Origin of the sequence: Paenibacillus sp. FSL P4-0127 (assembly GCF_038007325.1) — a bacterium.
GTDB classification, from domain to species: domain Bacteria; phylum Bacillota; class Bacilli; order Paenibacillales; family Paenibacillaceae; genus Fontibacillus; species Fontibacillus macerans.
In genome coordinates this window covers 3,399,004-3,419,529 of sequence record NZ_JBBOWY010000001.1, presented here as the reverse complement: position 1 = coordinate 3,419,529, position 20,526 = coordinate 3,399,004, and the positions used below count along the sequence as shown (strand labels likewise).

Here is a 20,526-nt window from a genome sequence, read left to right as displayed (position 1 = left end):
CGCCGCAGCCTATTCCTTGTGCTGGCCGCGCAGCAGCCGGTTGACGGTTTCCCGTCTTACGCCGATCAGCTGTCCGATCTCTTCCTGGGTCAAATAATCGGTCAAAGGGATGCCGTTGGCATGCCGGTTCAGCCATTTGCTCAGAAGCTCCAGCCGTTCGGCCGGCGTGCCGACCGTTAAATGATCCAGGCGCTCCTGCATAAACCGGACCTTCTCCTGGAGAAGTTCCGCCACTTCCAGCGGCTTCTTCGGATCTTCCTGCAGCTCCCGGTACCAAGTCTGGGCGGGAATCGCCTCGACCTCGCTGCGCATTAAAGCGATCGCCGTGCCGTGGATCTCCTTCGGCGAAATCAAGGAATGATGCGGAACCGTCTCTCCCGGATATAAAATATTAAATAAAACCACGTTGCCGTTCTCATGCAGGCGCGTCACTTTGAACAGGCCGCTTTTGATATGGTATAAAAACGAACCGTCATCCCCCTGCCGGAATAAGATTTCGCCTTTATGTAAAATCATAAGATCTCTCTCCATTCCCCTGATTCACAATTATTCCTATTATAGCAAAAATGCCAGGGGCTGTCTTATAAACCTTTGGGAACGCCGGATTTCTCATTTTTCGCCAGGTTCCTCCGGTTTAATTGTTCAGAAATTATACAATCAAGGCTGCCCTTTGCGGAGCAGCCTTGATTTCGGTTATTTTCCCGGTTGCCGGAGCTTGCTATTCCACGACTCATAGCTATGGACCGCTACGCCGGCAAACGAGGCGTGCCGCCCTCCGAGCTTCTCCAGTTGCTTCATCTCCCGGTTCAGCGAAGCAAGCGGCTGTCCATGAAAGGAAACGCCCGGCCCTTCCGTGCTTTCCCCCAGCTCAACGCCCACCCAGACCTGCTTCTTCTGGCGGTCGGCTTCGGACAATGTCGTTCGCGCCAGCTCGTAGCTCCGCCCGGCCGTATCGCGGTAGGCCATGATCGCCAAATAATCGAACCGGTCGACCATCCAATTACCGAGCGGCAGCGGCACGCTTTTTGAAGGGTGGTCGATTTCATCGAGCCAGAAAGGAACCGCCGCCCCTATCTGCAGGTTGTTGTATTTGGCCGTTTCCGTCCAGGCCCGGATGCCTTCCATCCACTGTTCGACAATCGACTCCCGCTCTTTGGTCCACGTCTTCAGCAAATAGGGCTCGACGTCGAACTGCACGCCTTTGAACCGTTCCTCGGGCGAAACCCCGCGGTTATAAACCGCCACCCAATTCAGGAAGTCGTCCCCCTCCCGGCGCTGCTCCCGCAGCGCCCATTCGGGGTGTCCGTTCAAAGCGTGAACCTCGATCCCATGCGACGCGGCCAAACTTATAAAACGGCGGTAGCTGTCATTGCCCACTCCGCCGCCGATCTGCAGGAAGATGACTTTGACATCCTCCCGTTCGGCAAAATCCACGATCTCTTCGGGCCGCTGCTCAATTTGCGCGGTGTCCCAGATCCAGGTCGCTTTCGGCTGCGGGTCGTTTGCAGGGAGTAACACAAGCGTCAGCACTACCGCCAGCATCAGCAGCACCCCCCCTATGACAATGACGGCCAACCGCTTGCGCTGCGCGATGATTCCGGCCACTCTCATCCGCAGCGCCGCTTTGTTGCGCAAGGTTCCGTTACCCGACAATCAGCGCTGCGGCTTCCACGTTCACCGGATGGACGGAGTGGCCGATTTTGTAGATGTGCGGAAGCGGGTAGTCGCGGAAAGCGTTGCGCGTATCGACGATCGGCACGCCCAGTTCGGCGATGGCGCCGTAATCCAGATTGCTGTGATTCGTCACCAGCACGAAGCAATCGTACGTTTTGAACTTGTCCAGCTCGTAGCTGACGCTATGCACCACGCCGCCCGATTTTTCCCGGAAGCTGGACGCGTAAGGATCGTAATAATCGACTCTGGCGCCGCTGTCCTTAAACAGCTCGTACACCGCAAGTCCCGGCGATTCGCGCAGGTCGGCGATATCCGGCTTGTAGGCCATGCCGAGCACGAGAATTTTCGATTGTTTGACCGACTTGGCGTATTCGTTTAAAATTTTCGACGTTTTGTTGACGACGTAATAAGGCATGTTGTCGTTCGTCGACTGGGCCAGTTCGATAAACTGGCTGTAAAAGCGGAAGCCTTTCGCTTTCCAGGACAGGTACATCGGGTCCAGCGGAATGCAGTGGCCGCCGATGCCCGGGCCCGGGTAAAACGGCATGAAGCCGAACGGCTTCGTTTTGGCCGCGTCGATCACTTCCCAAATGTCGATGCCCATCCGGTCGCACATCATCGCCATTTCGTTGACGAAAGCGATGTTGACGCTGCGGAACGTGTTTTCCAGCAGCTTGGACATTTCCGCAACCTTCGGCGAGGATACCGGCACGACCGTCTGGACATACCGGGAATACAGCGCCGTTCCCAGCTCGAGGCAGGCTTTGGTCGTCCCGCCGATGACCTTCGGCGTATTGTAAGTATTAAACTTGGAGTTGGACGGATCCACCCGCTCCGGCGAGAAGCACAGGAAGAAGTCCTCCCCGGCGGCATATCCCAGCTTCTCCAGCTCCCGCTGGATCAGTTCCTCCGTCGTTCCCGGATACGTCGTGCTTTCCAGCGTAATCAGCATGCCTTTTTTCATATAACGTTTGATTTGCTCCACTACCGTCACGATATAAGAGGTATCCGGATCCTGATTTTCACTTAACGGGGTTGGCACGCAAATGCTGACCGCGTCGATCTCCGACAGCACGGCATAGTCCGTCGTCGGCTTAAACCGGCCGCTCGCCATCGCGGCGGCCAGCGTTTCGGACGGGATATCGTGTATGTACGATTCCCCGCGCTCAATCTTGTCGATTTTTCCGGCATCCAGATCGATTCCGACGACCCGAAAGCCCTGCTTCACCATCTCGACAGCCAGCGGCAATCCGACATATCCAAGGCCCACGACACCAAGCACGGCCGTTTTCGACTCAATCGCATTCAACAGTTTATAGTAGTTATTATTCACAGGTTTCAACCTCCATTTTGTCTGTATAGGATTAGGTTACCTTTAAATAATGCAACGGCGGATCCGCGCGTCCAGTTCGACAGGGGAAAACGGCTTCGTAATGTAGTCGTCCACCCCGCTTTGAAAGCACAGGCTGATCGTTTTTTCGACACGCTGTTCGGTAAGCACGACGATTCTCGGCGTTTCGCCTTCTTTGATCCGCTGGATTTGATGGATGTACGGAAGCCCGTCAATGCCGTAAAGATTGAGCTCGGTCAATACCAGGTCAGGTTTCCAGCTCTCAATCAGCTCCAGCGCGGAAGTACCGTTATCGGCCGTCATCGTTTCGTAATTTTGCATCCCCAGCCGGATCTGCAAAAATTCCCGCACGGTGGGATCTCCTTCCACAATGAGGATGCGGCTTTTGGCCAACGGCGTATCGTGTTTCGTAAAAATATGAATATCGTCGGAATAGTTCTGTTTGGCCGCTTCTTCCAGCTGCTGCAGCACCTGCAGCGTGATCTCCTCCTGGCCGGCAAAACCGGCGACCGCCACCTGCGGACGGTAGTTTGCAATTCTTTCCTGGAGACGCAGCTTCAGCCGCAGGCCCTCAAAATGGACCGTGTCCAAGGCTTGTCCCGGAAACAGGACGGCGATGCTGCCCGGCTCTTTCCCGCTCCAAACTTCAAAATCAAGCCCCGACTCGGAATCCAGAATTCCCCGGACCTGCGTTTCCGCATTGGATGGTCCGCCCGCGGAATAAATGAACACCATCCCGTTGACCTCGCAGGCGTTTTTCTCCACGCTTTGCTTCATGCTTGCATACACTTCGGATTGTTCCACTTCGCTTTGCACTGCCGTTATGTTTGGCATCATTCATTCCCGCCTTTCTCGAAACTTAGATTTTGGATTAGCACTGACCATGAAATGGAAAAGCTTCACGGTACTTGCCAACAGTTTGTTTTCGCCATATCAGCCCCCTTCCGGCCCCGGCAAGGAGAGCGGAGGTTACGCGGTTTTGGCCTGCTCCGCCGGGGTTTCCCGTTTTCCCGCCGGCGCCTTGTCCTGCCAGCTCTGCCGGGTCATCGTCCCCCAGGAGTTGTTGTTGCGCAAAAACTGGATATGCCCCTGGATTCGCCAAAGTCCTCCGAGCTGGGCGTAACCGAAAAATTTGAAAGCCGAATAAAAGAGCAGCCGGCATAAATCCGACAGCTTGCTGAACCGCTTGAAAGCCAGTTCCTCCAGCAGGAGCGCGCCGATGCTGAGCAGGTACCCGCTGAGGAAATTGATCAGCCAGAACACGGCCAAAATCCGCCAGTGGGTCATATCGAGCATCGTATACCCGATCAGAGCGAGCAGCCCCGTAATTTTGAAATAAGGATTCAGCGCCTCGAAAATAATGTTGTAAGGCATCGTCAAAAGCCCCATCACCTTGTATCTCGGGTTGAACGCCATGTCGTAGTTTTCGATCATGTTTTTCAGGTTTCCGCGTCCCCAGCGTTTGCGCTGATTGGACAAAATCCGGTACGTGTCCGGCGCCTGCGTCCAGCAGACCGCCTCCGGACAAAAGGCGATCCGGTACTTCAGCTTGTTCTCCAGCATATAGCGGTGCAGCTTGATAATGATGTTCATGTCCTCCCCGGGGTAACCGCCCCGGTAGCCGCCCACCGCGACGACGTACTCTTTCCGGAACAGGCCGAACGCCCCGGACACGATGATCAGCCCGTTAATCGAGCTCCAGCCGATGCGGCCGCCGAGAAACGCCTTCAAGTATTCCGTGGCCTGGAACATCGGCCACATTTTGCGCGGCAGCGAAACCTGCTTCACCGCCCCGTTTTCGATCACGCAGCCGTTGGCAATGCGGACGTCGCCGCCGATCGCCACCGTCTCCTCCGGATTTTCCATGTACATCCGGGCCATCCGGATCAGCGCGTCCTTCTCCAGCAGCGAATCCGCGTCGATGGATGAAATGAGCGGATAATGCGATAAATTAATGCCGGCGTTCAGCGAATCGGCCTTGCCGCCGTTCGGTTTGTCGATCACGTACAGATGCGGATATTGCGGGTTATGGTACACGGCCGTAATCGGCTGGCAGTCGATCGTCTGGCGAATATCCGGATTCGGCAGCGGCTCAAGCCCGAATTCCTCCCGCAGCACCCCGAGCGTATTGTCCTTGGAACCGTCATTGATCACGATGACCTCATATGTCGGATAATTCAAAGTAAGCAGGCATTTAACGTTTTCGATGACGGTAACTTCTTCGTTATACGCCGGAACGAGCAGCGAAATCGGCGGCACCAGCTCGGAGCCGGACAGCGTATTGTATTTCGAATATGCCGCGCGCCGGAAAATCGTCATAATTTGGCGAAACGAAAAACCCATGATCGAGAAATAGATAAGATTGACCGTTATGACGTAATACGAGGCAAACAGCCCGTAGATCAGCAAAATATCCCTAAGCAGTGGAATCCCCCCTAACCGCCGCCAGTTGACGGACCGGGCGCGTTTCGGAAGCTCCGAAATACCGGTCGTACAGCAGTTTCATTTTGTTGAAATCGACCATTTGGTCAAGTCTTTGTTGTTCACGGTGCTGCCGCATCGTTTTTTCGATTTGCTGCATGGCCGTCTCGCGTTCGTCGCCGGAGCCGTACTTGGCGATTTGGCACAGCACCTCAAAGCCGGTTTCGCCTAAGCTTGCCAGGCTTTCGGCGCTGTTTTGACGCACCTGCCAGTTGGTGTCCTTCAGTGCGCTGCGCAAGAGCGGGAGGCTGCCGGCCGCTTGCAGCGAGCCCAGCGATTTGGCGACGGCGGCGCGGACTCCCGCGCTTTTGTCCGCCATCAGCTCGCGGATCGTTTCATCCTTCAGCTCTGGACTGGCTTTTAAATACAGCTTCACCGCCTCCGTGCGGACGTCTTCCTCGGCCGCCCCGACGAGCCGCCCCAGCGCCGGCGCCGCTTCGGGAACCGCTTGTCCCCACATGGCCACCAAAGCGACTTTGACCAGATCCTTGCTTTGCTCCTCCAGCAGCTCGGGGAGCAGCCGGCTTAGATCGAGCCGTGTCTCCATCACGATATCGGCCGCCAGATGGTGGATCGGCTTGCCGTGGCGGAGCAAATGCCGCAGCATGTCCTTCAGCTGCTCAGGCTGCTCCGCCGATTTCGCGATCGAGCGGGCGATCACGATGCTGAGCGGGCTGTACCGCTGGCTCTTCAGCATCTCAAGCAGCCGCGGCACCGCTTCGGCCGCCCGCATCCCGCCCAGGCGGTAGGCGGCGGCGATCCGCCGGCCGTAGAACAAGCTGTCCAGCAGCTTGATATCGTCGGCGACGAACCCCGCTTCATAACATAGTGCGATCAGCTTAAGCTGCAGATCTCCCCTGAACTGCTCGATCCACTCGATCATCCGCTGCTGGATCACCCGCCGCTCTAGGCGCCCGAGCTTCCCGGGCGGCAGCCGCAGCGAGGCCGCGCCGCTTAAATGCGTCTGAATATAGGTGAAGTAATCTTGATGTTTTCGCAGATACATGTTCGTTTGGCGCGTGATCCGCAAATGCTTGATTTTCAAGTAAAACAATAGCGCAATACCAGTAACGATCAGTCCCAGGCACACGTAAATGAAATAGATAGCCAGGGTAAGATGCTGAGCCATAAATTCGATTTCCTCCTTTGGTTTGCTTCATCTGCCGGCCCATCGCCTAGCGCTCCGGCAAGCTTTTGTAAAATGCCTGCAGCGCATAATATCCGGATTTCAGGTGTTCGGTATATTTCACCGTTTCCCATGCGGGCCACACGTATTTCGGATAGCTCTCCAGTTGAAGCACCCCATGCCGGCTTCCGGGCCCGGCGGTCCCTTTCCCCGTGCCGGAGCCTATAACCTGCCCGCTTGCGCGGTCCACCACCCACGGCACGAAGGTGATCCCGCTCGTCTTCGCCGTGCCGAAGGTCCGGTCCTTTTTCAAAGGCCCGTAATCAACGACCTGCAGCGAGCTGGGATCGGCAAATCCGAGCAGCATCCAGGGGATGCGCAGCTCGATTTCTTTACCGCTGTATTGCCATGAAGTCAGCGAATTGAAATCCTCGCTGCTCCGGTTCGACGTGCCGCGGGTCAGCTTTCCGACCGTCATGTCCTGAAAAGGATGGGCCGTGCGGGTGTCCGGCGGCGTCATCGTCAGGCTGACCGCCAGCTTCCAAGGCTGGAATTTCACTTTTTCCTGCGCGGTTCGATCCTCCAGCATCCAATAGCCGTAGCGGCCGTACAGCCGCTGGTGGAAATCGTAGCTGGGCGCGGTCAGCACCTCGGTTTCATCGTCGTTGCCGATCATGATCAGCCCTTCAAGCCCATCGCTCAGCGTTTGGCCGGGAAGTTCGGCAACCGGCTGATCTCCGCCAGGCTGCGTATCCGTACCGAGCGCGATCTTGCGCTTCTTCGGATCAAACGGTTCGCTCAGCGTGAGCCCTACGTAAACGTAAGCCTCGTCATGCGTCACCCTAAGCCGGTCGATGCCGGGCGCGGGCCGGTCCCAGGACTGTACTTCCCCTTCGGGGAGCAGATCCCAATCGTCCAGCTTGCCGTCGATCGTAATCTCGTCCTCCTTGCCGGGGCCCATCGATACGAGGCCGAACATTTTTTCGTTGGTCAGCACGTTCAGCCAAAAAGCGCGGCGGTCCTCCGGAATCTCAAACCGCATCGTGTTCCACGTTTTCTTGAACCATTCATCCTGCCACATGAACAGGATCGCCCCGGCGTATCCGGTATCGTAAATATCCTTCGTCAGCGAGACGTCGATCTCTCCCTGCCCCTGCTCGTTATGCCCTCCCTGGTTGCGGCCGCCGCGGCCGAGATGGGATACGCCGAGCGAGGAAGGCACGCCGTATTCCGTGACCATGACGGGAATGTCCTTGTAATAAGCCTTAAGCTCCTGTAAATAGGCCTTATACGTGTTGTAATCGCCGTTCCCGTCCGGAATCGTCTCCAGCGTCTTGTCCAGATGGAAAAAGTCCGGATAATAGGGATACACGTGGTAGGCGGCAAAATATCCGGCCTCCCAGTCCAGCGGCTTGATGTGGGTGGCATCGACGCTGGCCAAGTCCTCTTCGAACAGCGGTTCGCCGGGATGCTTCAGCACATCGGTCGTCACCCAGTTGGTAAACGTCATCGGGTGCTCCCATCCGTAAGCGCGCTCCTGCCGGGCCGTGTCGTCGACCAGCTCGGCCAGCCAGCTTTCAAAGGGACTGGCTTCCTTCGTCGCCCCGAAATACTGCCCTTGGTACGGCTGAACATCGGCATGCTTGCGGTTGGTGTTGTCCACCATCTCCGGATCCCATTCGGTGCCGATATGCCAAGCCATCAAATAGGGGCCGGCGTTCGCGGTGTATTTGCCGCCCGACGTGCCGGGCTGAACCGGGATATTCAAATCCCCGTAGACGGCTTTGACCGCTTTTTCGATTTCTTTGTGAAAAGCTTCCTTGATCCCCGGAATATACGCGTCCTGCTGCTCGATCAGCTGCTCCTCCGGGGACCAGATCCCCTGAATGAAGTACAGCGGATCGCCCTCTTTGTCGCGGTTGTATTTCACGAGCGCCTTGTAGAACACCGGGTTGTGAACCGTATAAATGCGGATGACGTTGGCGCCCATGTCGTCGATTTGCTTGAACCAGCGCAAATAATCCTCTTCGGTAAGCGGAAATTCTCCGGGAAAATGGCCGGGGACCGTCGCTCCCAAATTCACGCCTTTGACGAACATCTTCCGCCACTGGCCATCGCCTTCGTAGGCCATAAATTGATCCTTGGAGGTACGGAATGTAAGCTCCGTCCCATCCGCAGCCTTAAAGCTGTTAATAGGCGGCGGCAATTGCTGGAGCACCAGATAGATTCCGCCGGCGATCAGGACCGCCCCCAGCGCCAGCCATACCGCCAGCCTTTTTCTCATTAGTCTTGTCATCGGATTTTGGGTTCTCACCTCGCTGTTTTTATGGTGCCGGCCCTCTCATTCGGATTTGATCCGACAATAACTTTTGGATGCGGCCTTTTCTATGCAGGTGACGAACAGTATGGCCTTCCACACCTCCATCTCTCAAAGTACTTCTATCATTAACCAAGTTGACCTATCATGTAACTAGGCTGATGGAAGTATTTTACTTTATAGGCCCGTCTGGGCCCGTATTCCGGGGTGCGGTTGGCCCCCTCCATTTTCCCTGCCGGACGATTCCGTCAATAATAGACGCGCAAAAAATTGCTAAGTTTCGCTGGAATTTTACACCATTTTCCATAATGGTTACAAAATTGATACCAAAGTCATATTTAAAAATCGCGTAATCACGCGGTTTTTTGCGATTTCAGAAAGTTACAAACCGCGTCAAAAAAAGCTTCCCTGGTCCCAGGCTAGGCCTAGCGCTTTTTCGTGTTTCCCGGAAGCGAAACTCCGTCATGTACGAAGTCCTTGGTTGGCGACTTATTTCCTAAAGGCGGGTTTTTTTCGAGGGGGATTTTCTGGACAAAACCTTAAGAAATAAAACGCTTTCAATTGTTTTTCGCATATTTTGGGGGTAAGTTTTCAGTCTTAAGCGCCATTAGAATTGGAAAAAATTCAATAAAAATATAAATTTATTGGTAAATAAAACGGCTTGATTGGATATTTTCAGCACATTAGAGTTTCTGCGCCTTGATGACAATAATGGCGGTACAGCCTTTGGCCGCACACGCCATTCATTGCCCCGTTCATCAATGCTGCACGAAAATAAGAGGGTTATTTTTCATTTGCTATTCGGCCAACGACTTCTTTAATATATTTTTTCAACCGGACGCTGATTTCCGAACGCATAACATCGCGGGTCATCCCAAAACGATCCTCGTATCCTCGACACAGAAAACGGTGATAAACGACCAAATCCGCATGTTCGTCACTGATGATCTTTATGTTGCGTTTGGTCAATTCACGCCTTAGATCATACATGTCTTTGCTTATTTTGTTTATGACCGCTTGGCCGGCTGCCAGATAAAGCTGTTTTAGAAGGTTAGGGCTGCGCTCAATGTCATCTGCGCTCTTTTGCACCATCGTAAGCATGTAAGGCAGCAAGATATAGTCGCGGATCATACTGAGCTCCTCTGTTGTGGGCCGAGACGTCTTTTTGGGATCATTTCGGCTTTCATATTGCTCTTGATGCTCGGTGAGCAGCATCTTTGATTTCCACCGCTCATTACCGTCCAGTTTGCTCATTTGTAATGACCTCCTATCTGTTCCGCTCGTTCTCGCGCTACTCCTGCCGATAATAAAGAGGATGCCCGCATAATAGCGGCGCTGCCGAATCGATCTTTAATTTCATCAGTCGCTCTTTCCAAACCGTAAGCTTTCTCCCGGTCCTCGAATAACGTAAGCTGATAGACGCTATCGTCCACCAACTGAGTGAGCGAAATATGCAGGTGACTTACGGGCATGCCATTCCAATATTTATGAAAAATTCCCAGCGCTGCCGCCGCTACTTCATGAGAAAGCGACGTAGGTTGCTGCAGTGTTACCTGCCGGCTAAACCCTGCAGACCGCTCTCCGTCAGTCTCCGCCGCACTTACTGTCACCACCTGGCCCATGTATCCATGCCTCCGGCTGCGCCGGCAGACCTCTATGACCAGCTCCAAAAGGACAACCTCAATATCTTCAAGCTTTCGATAAAGGCTGCTTCGCAGTGCCTTGCCATGGCTAATCGATTTCAATTGGTTACGAATACTCGGCACGACCGGGCTAGGATCGATGCCCCTCGCCGTCTGCCAATAGTATTCCGCTTGAATATCGCTTTGCTTTCCCATCTCCCGGCGCATGCGCCGTTTGAATTCGGACAATTCCAACCGTGCTATGTCGCCAATCGTATTTAATCCCATTCTCATAAAGTGGCGGGACATCCTCGAAGCCACCATAAACATTTGGTGTACGGGCAGCGGCCACAAAGCAGATTCGATATTGTCAAAGCCAAGTCTGAAGATCCCTTCAGGTCTTTTTTTCGCGAAATTATCCGTGGCCATCTTGGCTAATACTTTTGTTGGTCCGATTCCGCAGCGCGTCCAAACTCCCGTCGACAACAGCACGCGGGATTGGATTTGTTTGGCAATTTCTGCCGGAGGACCAAAACAGGCAGTTGAGCCGGTAACATCGAGAAATTGTTCGTCAATGCTGTAAGGTTCAACCTGATCGGTAAACGACTCGAAGATCTCGGTAATCAATAAGGATATGGTGATGTAGGTCTGCATTCTCGGCCGAATGACCTTTAAATCCGGGCATTTTGCCAGCGCCTCACCTACCCTTTCGGCCGTCGTCACCCCACGCGACTTGGCAACCGGGCAGGCTGCGAGAATGATGCCTGACCGGCGCGCAGGATCGCCTACGGCTACCGGTTTATCTTTTAGCTCCGGATGAGCAGCCTTTTCGATAGAAGCGTAGAATGATTGGCCGTCGACCAGAAAAATCGTCCGTTCAGGCATAAGGTTTCACGAGAACATCCCCTCTTTCGTCATGTCAATTCCCCAGATAGCTGTAGAGGCGCTGCCTGATTTCAGCTTTCACCATGCCCCAAAGCATGGAAAATTCGCAAGTGTCCCCCGGCACAAATAACGCGCCTCGATGCCCGGATCGATCCGTCCGCCGCTCCTCGAACATCTTCATGCACCTTCCAGCAAGAACGTTTGTTCTTATCATATTCATAATACGAACAAATATTCGCGGCATCAACAGGTTTATGCTGGATAATTTGGCAGACCGGCCGGCGCAAAAAAAAGCCGCTCCCAAAAGCCTTTCGGGCATTTTGGAAGCAGCTTCGTTTCCCATTTTCGGGCCGCTCTAAGTTTGAGTTCAACAAGTCGGGTTTTCAGGACCTATTGGGCGGTTAAAATAAGCGGTCCATCCGCCGTAACCGCGATCGTGTGTTCAAATTGAGCCGACAGCTTGCCGTCGGCCGTGCGCGCCGTCCACCCGTCGTCATCGATCATAATGCGGAACGTGCCTTCATTGATCATCGGCTCCACCGTAAACACCATACCTTCCTTGAGGCGGATGCCCTTGCCGGCAACGCCGATATGCTCGTAGTTCGGCTCTTCATGCAGGCTCCGGCCGACACCGTGCCCCAGCAGATCGCGCACGACCGAAAACCCCTGCGCTTCCGCATGCTTCTGGATCGCCGAAGTCACGTCGCCGAGACGGTTGCCGGGAAGCGCTTGAGCAATCCCGAGATCCATGCATTCCTTGGTAACCTTCATCAGCTTCCCGGCTTCCGGGCTGATCTCGCCTACGGCGTAACACCAGCACGAATCGCCGAACCAGCCGTCGTATTCCACCACAATATCCAGCTTAAGCAGATCCCCGTCCTGCAGCGGGCGGTTCGAAGGAAAGCCGTGCGCCACCACGTCGTTGACCGAGGCACATGTTTCCGCAGGGAAGCCGTTATAACCTTTCGTAAACTGCTTGCCGCCCAATTTGACGATATGTCTGGCGACAAAATCGTTGATTTCCTGCGTCGTGATGCCCGGCTGAATCAGCTTCGCCACCTCGCGGTGGCACTCGGCTACGATTTGGTTCGCGGGCTTCATTTCTTCAATTTCTCTCGGCGATTTCAAAATAATCATTTTTTTCACTCCTTAAATGGACAATCTGCACAATATGTTCCGCATCCTGTCGCAGCGTTCCCCGGCGAAGCGGGAGCGAGGCGCAGCCGGCCAGCGCGGCCAGCAGCATTTCCGCCCGCCGCATTAGCTCCTCCGGGACTTTTCGGCCAAAAGGCCACCGGCCAGGGACAACCCGGCCGCTGCCGGGCGGCTCGCCCGGTTCGCCCGCCCCGCCCGGTTCCATGCCGAGTGCGGCGGCAAACGGGAGCAGCACCTCCCGCCGAAAGCAGTCCGCCAGCGGTAGCGCCCGGGCCTCGGGGAGAAGGCGAAAGCCGTCCCCGGCAAGCTTGTAGAGCAGGTACAAGCCATGATCATCCGCCCACTCCTCAATCAGACGGACAACCTGGGCGCTTAAACGCCCGCCATCCGGTTCCATAAGCCAGGCCCCGGCCCGCTCCATCGCCACCCACAGCACATCGTGCAGTAGATCCCCTTTGTTGCTGTAGTAATGATATACCGTCCCGTAGCCGAGTCCGGCCTGCGCGGCGACATCGCGAATTTCCAGAGCCATCCCTTTATCCAAAAAAACATCGGCCGCCGCTTTGCGGATTTGCACCAGGCGGCGCAGCCGGATCTCTTCATTTTGTTCTTTCGTCCGCGGGGTCATAACTAAACTCGCAGCCTCCTCTCATTGTTTAGATATCGTTCCCATTTTTGTTTTGACCTACTCTCATGTCAATATAAAACAATGGCAAGCAAATTGCAAGGGAGTCCGACCGGAGCACGGCAGAAAAAGAAGGCCCCGGTACCGGTACAAACCATTCCAGGGCCCTGGCATACGAATTCGCTGTCATTTCTGTCTATTTCACCTACCGATGAACGTTTCCGCGCCTACCGGAACATCCCCCACAGCCGAAGCAGGTGAAGCGTATTGCGCGGATCGATTTTTTGGTCGATGACGAACTGCACGATTTGTTCCTCCTGCGTGCCGCTCAGCCGTTCGCCAAGCACGGAGGCGGCCGTTCGGACGAGCCTGCGCACCTTGGGACGATCCTGCAAATCCGCCCGGGTAAGGCCGTCGACCATCTGCTTGATCCGATCCTTGATCGCCGGATTTTTCATTTTCAATTTTACCCGCTCCACAAGCTGCGGACTGATTCCATATTGATGATAACTGGGCACCGTTTGACTAGCACCTCCTGTCCCGTCAATTCCGGACTTCAACCCTAATATATGACGAATAGGCTGTACATAGTTCAGAAAAAGTAAACGGGGCCCAGCCGGCTGTTCAGCTTTGTTTAAGAAACGCCGTCGCTTCGTGGGTTTGTCCCAATCGGACGATCGTCTCCTCATATTGCGTTGAAGCGTACGCAAAAAACAAAATGTCGATCATCACGAGCTGGGCCAGCCGGGAGCCGGAAGCCCCGCTGCGCAGCGTCGCTTCCGGGGCCTGCGGCGTATACAGCATCAAATCGGCCAGCTCGGAAACTTTATGATTGCCGAAACGGGACAAGCCGATGGTGCGCACTCCGTACTTTTGGGCAACCCGGAACAATTGCAGCACTTCCTTGGTGTTGCCGCTGTACGAAACGCCCATAAACAAGGCGCCCGGCGGAGCGCTGGCCAGCGCCGCGGCAATCAGATGCTCGTCCTGAAGAGCAAACGCCTGCTTGCCGAGCCGCAGCCATTTTTGCGCCGCATCCGCCGCTACGATGGCCGAAGCTCCAACGCCGTACATATGGATGACGGGAGCTTTCCGGAAGCTCTCCACCACCTGTTCGATCAGCTGCGGCTGCAAGTGAAGCATCGTGTCTTGAATCGCTTGGACACTGTTGGAGACCGTTTTTTGAATAATGTTTTGAACCGTTTCGCCCTGCTCAATATCGTAATACCCGGGCTTTTGCGTTTTGGCGTTGTCCACGGACAGCCGTATTTTCAAATCGGGAAATCCGGTGAGGCCGAGCGAACGGCATAGCCGGGTAATTGCCGCCGCGCTGGTCCCCGCTTTATCGGCCAACGCATGGATGCTCAAACCGGAAACTTCCGCCGATTCGGCCAAAATATATTGCGCCGCCTTTCTTTCCGAATCGGGCAACTGCCCCAGCACCGCTTCCATTTGCGTAAGAATGCTTCCTGTCGTCACTTGTCCGCCCCTTTCGTTTTCCCGTCCGCGTTCTTTAACGCAAAAGAAACGCGGCGGCCCGGCAAAGATCCGCCAACGTTTCTTTCTGGTTGCTCCTATTATCTATTATGCTCCAGAAGCATCTGCTTTGTAAAACCGAAGAAATAAGTGAGCAGGAAACCGGCAATGTAAGAAAGGATCAGCCCGGCCAGATAACCGAGGATCGTCATGCCGATTCCCATCGGGCCTTGAATCAGCGGGATGAGCACCAGACCGGAAGGACCGATCGCCACCGAACCGACGAAATTTCCCGTCATCGCAAACAACCCGAGCAAGGCGCCGCCGAAACCGCCGCCGAGGCAGGCGGTTACAAACGGCCGGCCCAAGGGGAGGCTGACCCCGTAAATGAGCGGCTCGCCGATGCCGAGGAAACCGACCGGCAGCGCCCCTTTGATCATATTGCGCAGCCGCGCGTTAGCTTTCAGTTTGATGTAGATGGCGATCGCCGATCCGACCTGTCCCGCTCCCGCCATGGCCAGAATCGGCAGCAGCGCCGTATATCCGACCTGAGAAATGAGCTCGGCGTGAATCGGGATCAGCGCCTGATGCAGGCCGAACATAACAAGCGGCAGGAACAGCGACGCCAGAACAAATCCGGAAAGCGGTCCGCCGTGCGCCAACAGCCAGGTCGTTGCCTGCCCGATGCCCTGCGAGATGATGCCGCTGACCGGCATCAGGAAGAACACCGTGATCAGGCCGACGATAAGCAGTGAAATGGTCGGAGTGACGATGATATCGATCGCCGCGGGCATCCGTTTGCGGATCCATTTTTCCAGCAGCGAAATCAGCCCCGCCGCCAAAATCGCCCCGATAATCCCGCCCTGCCCCGCGTTCAGCTTGATTTCGCCGAAGAAGGGGTACGTATATGAAATATTCGCCACCGCCGGCGCGACGATAATCGCGGCCACCGCGCCGCCTAGCGCAGGCGTGCCGCCGAATTCTTTGGCCGCGTTAACCCCGGCAAAGATCGTCAGATACCCGAAGAACGCCGAGCCGATAACGCCTATAATCGGCTGCAGGGTAACGAGCCAGGCCGCGCCGTTGCCGGAGGTGATCAGGTTGTTCATCAAGCCGGCGATCCCGTTGATAATCCCCGCGCCGACCAGGGCCGGAATCAATGGAATAAAAATATTGCCGATTTTCCGCAAAAAGTTTTTGAACGGCGTGTTGTTTTTCTGCTTGAGCTCCGCCTTTATGTCGGCGCCTTCCCGCAGGGGGGCCGCCTTGCCGCCCGAAGGGGAACCCGCTTCGCCCCCTCCCCCGGCTTGCAGAAGTTTGCCGAACTCCTCCGCAACCTTATTGACCACGCCCGGTCCGAGGATAATTTGATAGGTCTCGTCGTCGACCACGCCGAGCACCCCGTCGATTTGTTTCAATCCGGCCTCGTCGATCCGGCCGTGGTCCACGACCGAAACGCGCAGCCGGGTCATGCAGTTCGTAAATTGCTCCACATTGCCGGAACCGCCGATGGATTCCAAAATACGTTCTGCCATGCCTGCAAATTTACTCATCGGTTAGCCCTCCTTACCTGTTGTTGGTATTATTCTGGTTTAGAAGCTTTTTTCACGGCCTTGCCGATAAACCCCCGGCTCTGCTCCAATTTTTCCAGCGCTTCCGCGTACGTGCATCCCGTCAGGATCATCAGGATGGCCGGCTTGGGCTTCCGTCCGGCTTCGCGCAAGGCGTCCTCGGCGGTTTGCGCATCGCAGGAAGTCGCCTCCATCACGATCCGTTTGGCCCGCTCGGCCAGCTTTTCGTTGGTCGGCTGCACGTCGACCATCAAATTGCCGTAAACCTTGCCCAAACCGATCATCGAAGCCGTCGACAGCATATTGCAAACCAGCTTCTGCGACGTTCCCGCCTTTAGCCGCGTCGACCCGGTCAACACTTCGGGACCGTTCTCAATCTCGATGGCGATATCGGCTTTTTCGCTGAGCGCCGCGTTCTTGTTGCAGCTGATGCCGATCGTCGCGGCGCCGGCCGCTTTCGCGTATTCCAGCCCGCCGAGCACATAAGGCGTCCGGCCGCTGGCGGCCAATCCGACGACCGCGTCATTTGCGGTGAGGTTAAGGTTCTCTAAATCGGCGCGCCCTAGCTCGGCCCGGTCTTCAGCCCCCTCCACCGCTTTGATAAAAGCGTTGCTTCCGCCGGCGATAAGCCCGACTACCTGATCCGGGGAAGTGCCGAACGTGGGCGGGCATTCCACCGCGTCAAGCAGCCCGATCCGCCCGCTCGTTCCGGCGCCCATATAGATCAGTCGGCCCCCGCGCCGCAGCGCATCCGTAATGGCCGCGACCGCCTTCGCGATCTGCGGAATCGCTTCCTTAACCGCCCCGGCCACCTTCGCATCCTCTTCGTTCATCACCGTCAGCAGCTCGATCACGCTCATTTCATCCAGGCGCATCGTGCGTTCGTTTCTTGCCTCGGTTGTCAGATTTTCCAGCATGTGAAACTCCCCTTTGATGTATAAGATTCAACCTGTGTAACCGTTTACGATTCAATTATAATTCATCTAATACAATATTTCAATAATATTATTGTTATGTGAAATAAAATTTCAAGACAAATATCATTTGCGCTAATCCCCTGCCAACCAGCCTGATTCCCTTAATTTCTGCAATAATCCCCATATTGTCTTCTCCGAAAGGAATGTGATATCGTAGGTTATAAAAAATTGAGCTGGATGAAAACGATGTTCTACATGCATGGATTTTATCAAAAGGGGCGAACGGTTCTATCATGATTATCCGCCAAATCTTTAACAACAACGTGATTCGGGCTGAGGACCAGGTCGGTCATGAGTTTGTGGTGATCGGCAACGGTCTGGGCTTTAAGAAAAAGCCGGGGCAAACAGTGGATGAGGAAAAGATCGAAAAAACGTTTATTCTCAAACCGGATAAAGTTCCGCAAAAGTTAATCGATCTGATCGGTGAAACATCGGCGGACTATTTCTCTCTGGCCGACGATATCGTAAGCTGCGCCAAGGCGGAGATGGGAAATATATTCAACGATAATATTTACATCACGCTGATCGACCATATTCATTTTGCGGTATCCCGATATAAAAACGCCATGAATCTGAAAAACGCACTGTTTTGGCAGATCAAAAAGTTTTACCCTAAGGAATTTTCGATCGGCTTGAATGCGCTTCAGTTGATCAAAAAGCATTTTGATATCGAGATGGACGAGGACGAGGCCAGCTTTATCGCCATGCATTTCGTGAATGCCAGACAAGACGGTCAGGGCATGCAGCGGACGGCCGAGATTACGAAGGTGATGAGCGAAATCGTCGACATCGTCGCCCGGTTCTATAATTTGGAGCTGGATGAAAAATCGTTTAATTACTCCCGTTTTATTACCCATATTCAATACTTTGCGCAAAGAATGCTGAGCGGCGAGCAGGAGCGTTCCGCGGCGGGAGACAATTTTCTCTACGAGCAAATTAAGATAAAGTATCCCAAGGCATTCGAATGCATGAATTTAATCAACCGCTATCTGGAACAAAATTATGAAAACGCGATGTCGATTGATGAAAAAGTGTATTTGACGATTCATATTCAGCGGGTAACCTCCCGCAGCGAGGTTTAAAAAAATCATAAACGGGTTGCAAACGGTTACGGATTGGTTTATAGTAATCTTACAACTTAAATTTAAGGATTGTTACTGGTAAAACAGGCGATACCTAAACGAATGGCATATGATCACTCCGGTGATCCCGCGGGCCTTTCGTTTAGGTATTTTTTTATGCCCAAAACATGTGCAGGCAAAGGAGAATGACATATGGACAACAAGAAGTTGGCCGACGACATTGTTCGTCTGGTCGGCGGCGAGGAAAACATTAACGATCTCGTCCATTGCGCGACAAGACTTCGCTTTAGTTTAAAGGATTCCAAAAAAGCCGAAAGGGAAACTTTGGAAAAGCATGAAGGTGTGATCACCGTCGTGGAAAGCGGCGGTCAGTTCCAGGTCGTTGTCGGCAGCCATGTCGCTAATGTGTACGCCGAAATCGCCAAAAGCACCAGCTTTCTAAATAAAGCCGCGGAGAATTCGGCAAGCGGCCAGAAGGTATCGGCTGTGTCCAAAGTTTTTGAAGTGATCTCGGGCAGCTTCTCGCCGCTTATTCCGGCAATGGCCGGCTCCGGGATGCTGAAGGCGCTTCTTACGGTGTTAACCATGGCCGGCTGGATGTCCGACACCAGCGATACTTACATGATCCTGTCCGCCGCCGGGAATGCCGTGTTCTACTTTTTGCCTATATTCCTCGGCGTTACGCTCGGAATCAAGCTCAAAACCAATCCGTACGTTGCCGGAACCATCGGAGCAGCGCTGATGGAGCCCAGCTTTACGGGCTTGATGGACAAAGGAACCGACGGTTCTTTCCTGGGAATTCCGGTTGTCCTGATGAATTATTCGTCCAGCGTGTTCCCGATTTTTATCGCCATCAGCATATATGCCGTTTTGGACCGGTTCCTGAAAAAGATCATTCTTAAGGACCTGCAGGTTTTCCTGGTGCCAATGCTGTCGCTCATGATCATGGTGCCGTTGTCGGCCATCGCTTTTGGCCCCTTGGGGACAAGCGTCGGGGATTGGATCGCCGCGGGAGTCACTTGGCTGATTAACGTTAGCGGCATACTCTCGGGCATGGTGCTTGGCGGAGGTATGACCTTTATGGTCGTGCTCGGCTTGCATTGGGGCTTTACGCCGATCACGCTGCAAAACATCAACAACGGCGGCGATCCGATCGAGGCCATGGCCGCCGCGGCCGTGTTCGCCCAGATCGGGGTTGCGCTCGGCATTTTCCTTAAGGCCAAAAAGGATAAAGCGCTAAGATCCATATCCGGCTCTTCCGCCGTCACGGGCCTGCTGGCCGGGGTAACCGAGCCGATCGTATACGGGCTTATCCTCCGCTACAAGAGAGTCATTCCCATCGTCATTATTGCCGGCGCGATCGGCGGAGCGGTTAACGGCCACTTTGGCGTTAAATATACGGCTTATGTATTCCATAACATCTTTTCCATTCCGGTCGAGAAGCCATCAGGCATCTTTGTCATATCGATGATCCTGTCCATGGGCATCGGCTTGCTGCTGACCTTGATCTTTGGGTATGAGAGCAAAGGCAAGGCGAAGACGGCGGAAGCTGAGTCCGTAGTGCAAGCGGAATCCGGACCGCAAACGGTTCAGCCGGAAAAGCATGCCGAATCCGCTGCCATAAGCATTAAGAAAGAGCAGGTTCACAGCCCGCTGACCGGCAAAGTCGTTCCGCTTAGCGCGGTTGACGATGAGGCTTTCTCTTCCGGAGCGATGGGCAAAGGCTTGGCTGTCCTGCCCAGCGAGGGGATCGTAGTCGCGCCGATGGATGGAGTGGTTACCTCCCTGTTCCCGACCGGTCATGCGCTCGGGTTGACCTCGGCCGCAGGGACGGACATCCTGATCCACATCGGCATAAATACGGTGTCTCTCAAAGGGAAGTACTTTAAACCCGCGGTTAAAGAGGGGGACGCGGTGAAGCAAGGGGACGTTCTGATTGAATTTGATCTGGAGCAGATTCAGGCGGCCGGATACCAGACCGTAACGCCGGTGATCGTCACCCTGACGGAACGAGAGGTTGAAATTTTCGAGACCGACCAGGAGAAGATTGAGAAAAACGATGTGTTGTTGACCCTGATTTAAATTTCAAATGGGAGTTCAAAAATTTAAATGCGAGTTCAAAAAGCCAGGTTATCAGCACCGAAGCGTATGCTTCCGAAGTGCGTTTTTTCAAAACGCTGTAGG

17 protein-coding genes are annotated in these 20,526 nt (G+C 54.5%); 2 read left to right on the top strand and 15 right to left on the bottom strand.

Annotated elements, in window-relative coordinates; all coding sequences use genetic code 11:
- Nucleotides 1–9: 9 nt before the first annotated feature.
- The 15 genes from NYE74_RS15320 to murQ form a co-directional block, all read right to left on the bottom strand.
- Nucleotides 10–516 (bottom strand): Crp/Fnr family transcriptional regulator, encoded by a 507-nt coding sequence (locus NYE74_RS15320; protein WP_036621646.1) that lies wholly within the window; start codon nt 514–516, stop codon nt 10–12.
- Between the two features lie 177 nt (nt 517–693).
- Entirely contained in the window at nt 694–1,653 is a 960-nt protein-coding gene (locus tag NYE74_RS15315; protein ID WP_328271995.1) for a hypothetical protein, read from the bottom strand.
- On the bottom strand, nt 1,643–3,007 hold the full coding sequence (locus NYE74_RS15310; protein WP_036621644.1) for a nucleotide sugar dehydrogenase: 1,365 nt from the start codon (nt 3,005–3,007) through the stop codon (nt 1,643–1,645). The genes NYE74_RS15315 and NYE74_RS15310 overlap by 11 nt, the downstream gene beginning before the upstream one ends.
- Nucleotides 3,008–3,049: 42 nt before the next feature.
- Nucleotides 3,050–3,862 carry a response regulator transcription factor gene (locus NYE74_RS15305; protein WP_328271994.1) on the bottom strand — a complete coding sequence of 271 codons (813 nt, stop codon included), beginning with the start codon at nt 3,860–3,862 and terminating at the stop codon, nt 3,050–3,052.
- A 132-nt stretch (nt 3,863–3,994) separates the two neighbouring features.
- Nucleotides 3,995–5,368 carry a glycosyltransferase family 2 protein gene (locus NYE74_RS15300; RefSeq protein WP_051985845.1) on the bottom strand — a complete coding sequence of 458 codons (1,374 nt, stop codon included), beginning with the start codon at nt 5,366–5,368 and terminating at the stop codon, nt 3,995–3,997.
- Between the two features lie 73 nt (nt 5,369–5,441).
- Nucleotides 5,442–6,635, bottom strand: coding sequence for a HEAT repeat domain-containing protein (locus NYE74_RS15295; protein WP_340928131.1), 1,194 nt, complete (start codon nt 6,633–6,635; stop codon nt 5,442–5,444).
- Nucleotides 6,636–6,681: 46 nt separating this feature from the next.
- The gene (locus NYE74_RS15290; RefSeq protein ID WP_213510317.1) at nt 6,682–8,928 is read right to left on the bottom strand and encodes a hypothetical protein; all 2,247 of its coding nucleotides are present in this window, start codon (nt 8,926–8,928) and stop codon (nt 6,682–6,684) included.
- Nucleotides 8,929–9,732: 804 nt separating this feature from the next.
- Nucleotides 9,733–10,203, bottom strand: coding sequence for a hypothetical protein (locus NYE74_RS15285; RefSeq protein ID WP_213510316.1), 471 nt, complete (start codon nt 10,201–10,203; stop codon nt 9,733–9,735).
- Entirely contained in the window at nt 10,200–11,456 is a 1,257-nt protein-coding gene (locus NYE74_RS15280; RefSeq protein WP_213510315.1) for a DNA polymerase IV, read from the bottom strand. The genes NYE74_RS15285 and NYE74_RS15280 overlap by 4 nt, the downstream gene beginning before the upstream one ends.
- A 390-nt stretch (nt 11,457–11,846) precedes the next feature.
- Entirely contained in the window at nt 11,847–12,593 is a 747-nt protein-coding gene (gene map / locus NYE74_RS15275; protein WP_213510314.1) for a type I methionyl aminopeptidase, read from the bottom strand.
- Nucleotides 12,562–13,239, bottom strand: coding sequence for a helix-turn-helix domain-containing protein (locus tag NYE74_RS15270; protein ID WP_213510313.1), 678 nt, complete (start codon nt 13,237–13,239; stop codon nt 12,562–12,564). The genes map and NYE74_RS15270 overlap by 32 nt, the downstream gene beginning before the upstream one ends.
- A gap of 224 nt (nt 13,240–13,463) precedes the next feature.
- Nucleotides 13,464–13,694 carry a stage VI sporulation protein F gene (locus NYE74_RS15265; protein ID WP_051985844.1) on the bottom strand — a complete coding sequence of 77 codons (231 nt, stop codon included), beginning with the start codon at nt 13,692–13,694 and terminating at the stop codon, nt 13,464–13,466.
- A 166-nt stretch (nt 13,695–13,860) separates the two neighbouring features.
- A complete protein-coding gene (locus NYE74_RS15260; RefSeq protein ID WP_082207731.1) occupies nt 13,861–14,715 on the bottom strand; it encodes a MurR/RpiR family transcriptional regulator in 855 nt (284 codons plus the stop codon).
- 98 nt (nt 14,716–14,813) lie between these two features.
- The gene (locus tag NYE74_RS15255) at nt 14,814–16,265 is read right to left on the bottom strand and encodes a PTS transporter subunit EIIC (RefSeq protein WP_036621624.1); all 1,452 of its coding nucleotides are present in this window, start codon (nt 16,263–16,265) and stop codon (nt 14,814–14,816) included.
- A gap of 29 nt (nt 16,266–16,294) precedes the next feature.
- Nucleotides 16,295–17,200, bottom strand: coding sequence for an N-acetylmuramic acid 6-phosphate etherase (gene murQ / locus NYE74_RS15250; protein ID WP_124332957.1), 906 nt, complete (start codon nt 17,198–17,200; stop codon nt 16,295–16,297).
- A gap of 293 nt (nt 17,201–17,493) precedes the next feature.
- Here murQ and licT point away from each other — a divergent pair, with 293 nt between their 5' ends.
- Both licT and NYE74_RS15240 read left to right on the top strand, forming a co-directional pair.
- Nucleotides 17,494–18,342 (top strand): BglG family transcription antiterminator LicT, encoded by an 849-nt coding sequence (licT, locus tag NYE74_RS15245; protein WP_036621620.1) that lies wholly within the window; start codon nt 17,494–17,496, stop codon nt 18,340–18,342.
- A gap of 192 nt (nt 18,343–18,534) precedes the next feature.
- Nucleotides 18,535–20,424: a beta-glucoside-specific PTS transporter subunit IIABC gene (locus tag NYE74_RS15240; protein ID WP_036621617.1), complete on the top strand. Its 1,890-nt coding sequence runs from the start codon at nt 18,535–18,537 to the stop codon at nt 20,422–20,424.
- Nucleotides 20,425–20,526: the final 102 nt, after the last annotated feature.

Bases quoted from the DNA above. Each gene is read 5' to 3' on its own strand.
- NYE74_RS15320 (WP_036621646.1), bottom strand. From the start codon at position 516: ATGATTTTACATAAAGGCGAAATCTTATTCCGGCAGGGGGATGACGGT.
- NYE74_RS15305 (WP_328271994.1), bottom strand. From the start codon at position 3,862: ATGATGCCAAACATAACGGCAGTGCAAAGCGAAGTGGAACAATCCGAA.
- NYE74_RS15300 (WP_051985845.1), bottom strand. From the start codon at position 5,368: ATGGGTTTTTCGTTTCGCCAAATTATGACGATTTTCCGGCGCGCGGCA.
- NYE74_RS15295 (WP_340928131.1), bottom strand. From the start codon at position 6,635: ATGGCTCAGCATCTTACCCTGGCTATCTATTTCATTTACGTGTGCCTG.
- NYE74_RS15290 (WP_213510317.1), bottom strand. From the start codon at position 8,928: ATGACAAGACTAATGAGAAAAAGGCTGGCGGTATGGCTGGCGCTGGGG.
- NYE74_RS15285 (WP_213510316.1), bottom strand. From the start codon at position 10,203: ATGAGCAAACTGGACGGTAATGAGCGGTGGAAATCAAAGATGCTGCTC.
- NYE74_RS15280 (WP_213510315.1), bottom strand. From the start codon at position 11,456: ATGCCTGAACGGACGATTTTTCTGGTCGACGGCCAATCATTCTACGCT.
- map (WP_213510314.1), bottom strand. From the start codon at position 12,593: ATGATTATTTTGAAATCGCCGAGAGAAATTGAAGAAATGAAGCCCGCG.
- NYE74_RS15270 (WP_213510313.1), bottom strand. From the start codon at position 13,239: ATGACCCCGCGGACGAAAGAACAAAATGAAGAGATCCGGCTGCGCCGC.
- NYE74_RS15265 (WP_051985844.1), bottom strand. From the start codon at position 13,694: ATGAAAAATCCGGCGATCAAGGATCGGATCAAGCAGATGGTCGACGGC.
- NYE74_RS15255 (WP_036621624.1), bottom strand. From the start codon at position 16,265: ATGAGTAAATTTGCAGGCATGGCAGAACGTATTTTGGAATCCATCGGC.
- murQ (WP_124332957.1), bottom strand. From the start codon at position 17,200: ATGCTGGAAAATCTGACAACCGAGGCAAGAAACGAACGCACGATGCGC.
- licT (WP_036621620.1), top strand. From the start codon at position 17,494: ATGATTATCCGCCAAATCTTTAACAACAACGTGATTCGGGCTGAGGAC.
- NYE74_RS15240 (WP_036621617.1), top strand. From the start codon at position 18,535: ATGGACAACAAGAAGTTGGCCGACGACATTGTTCGTCTGGTCGGCGGC.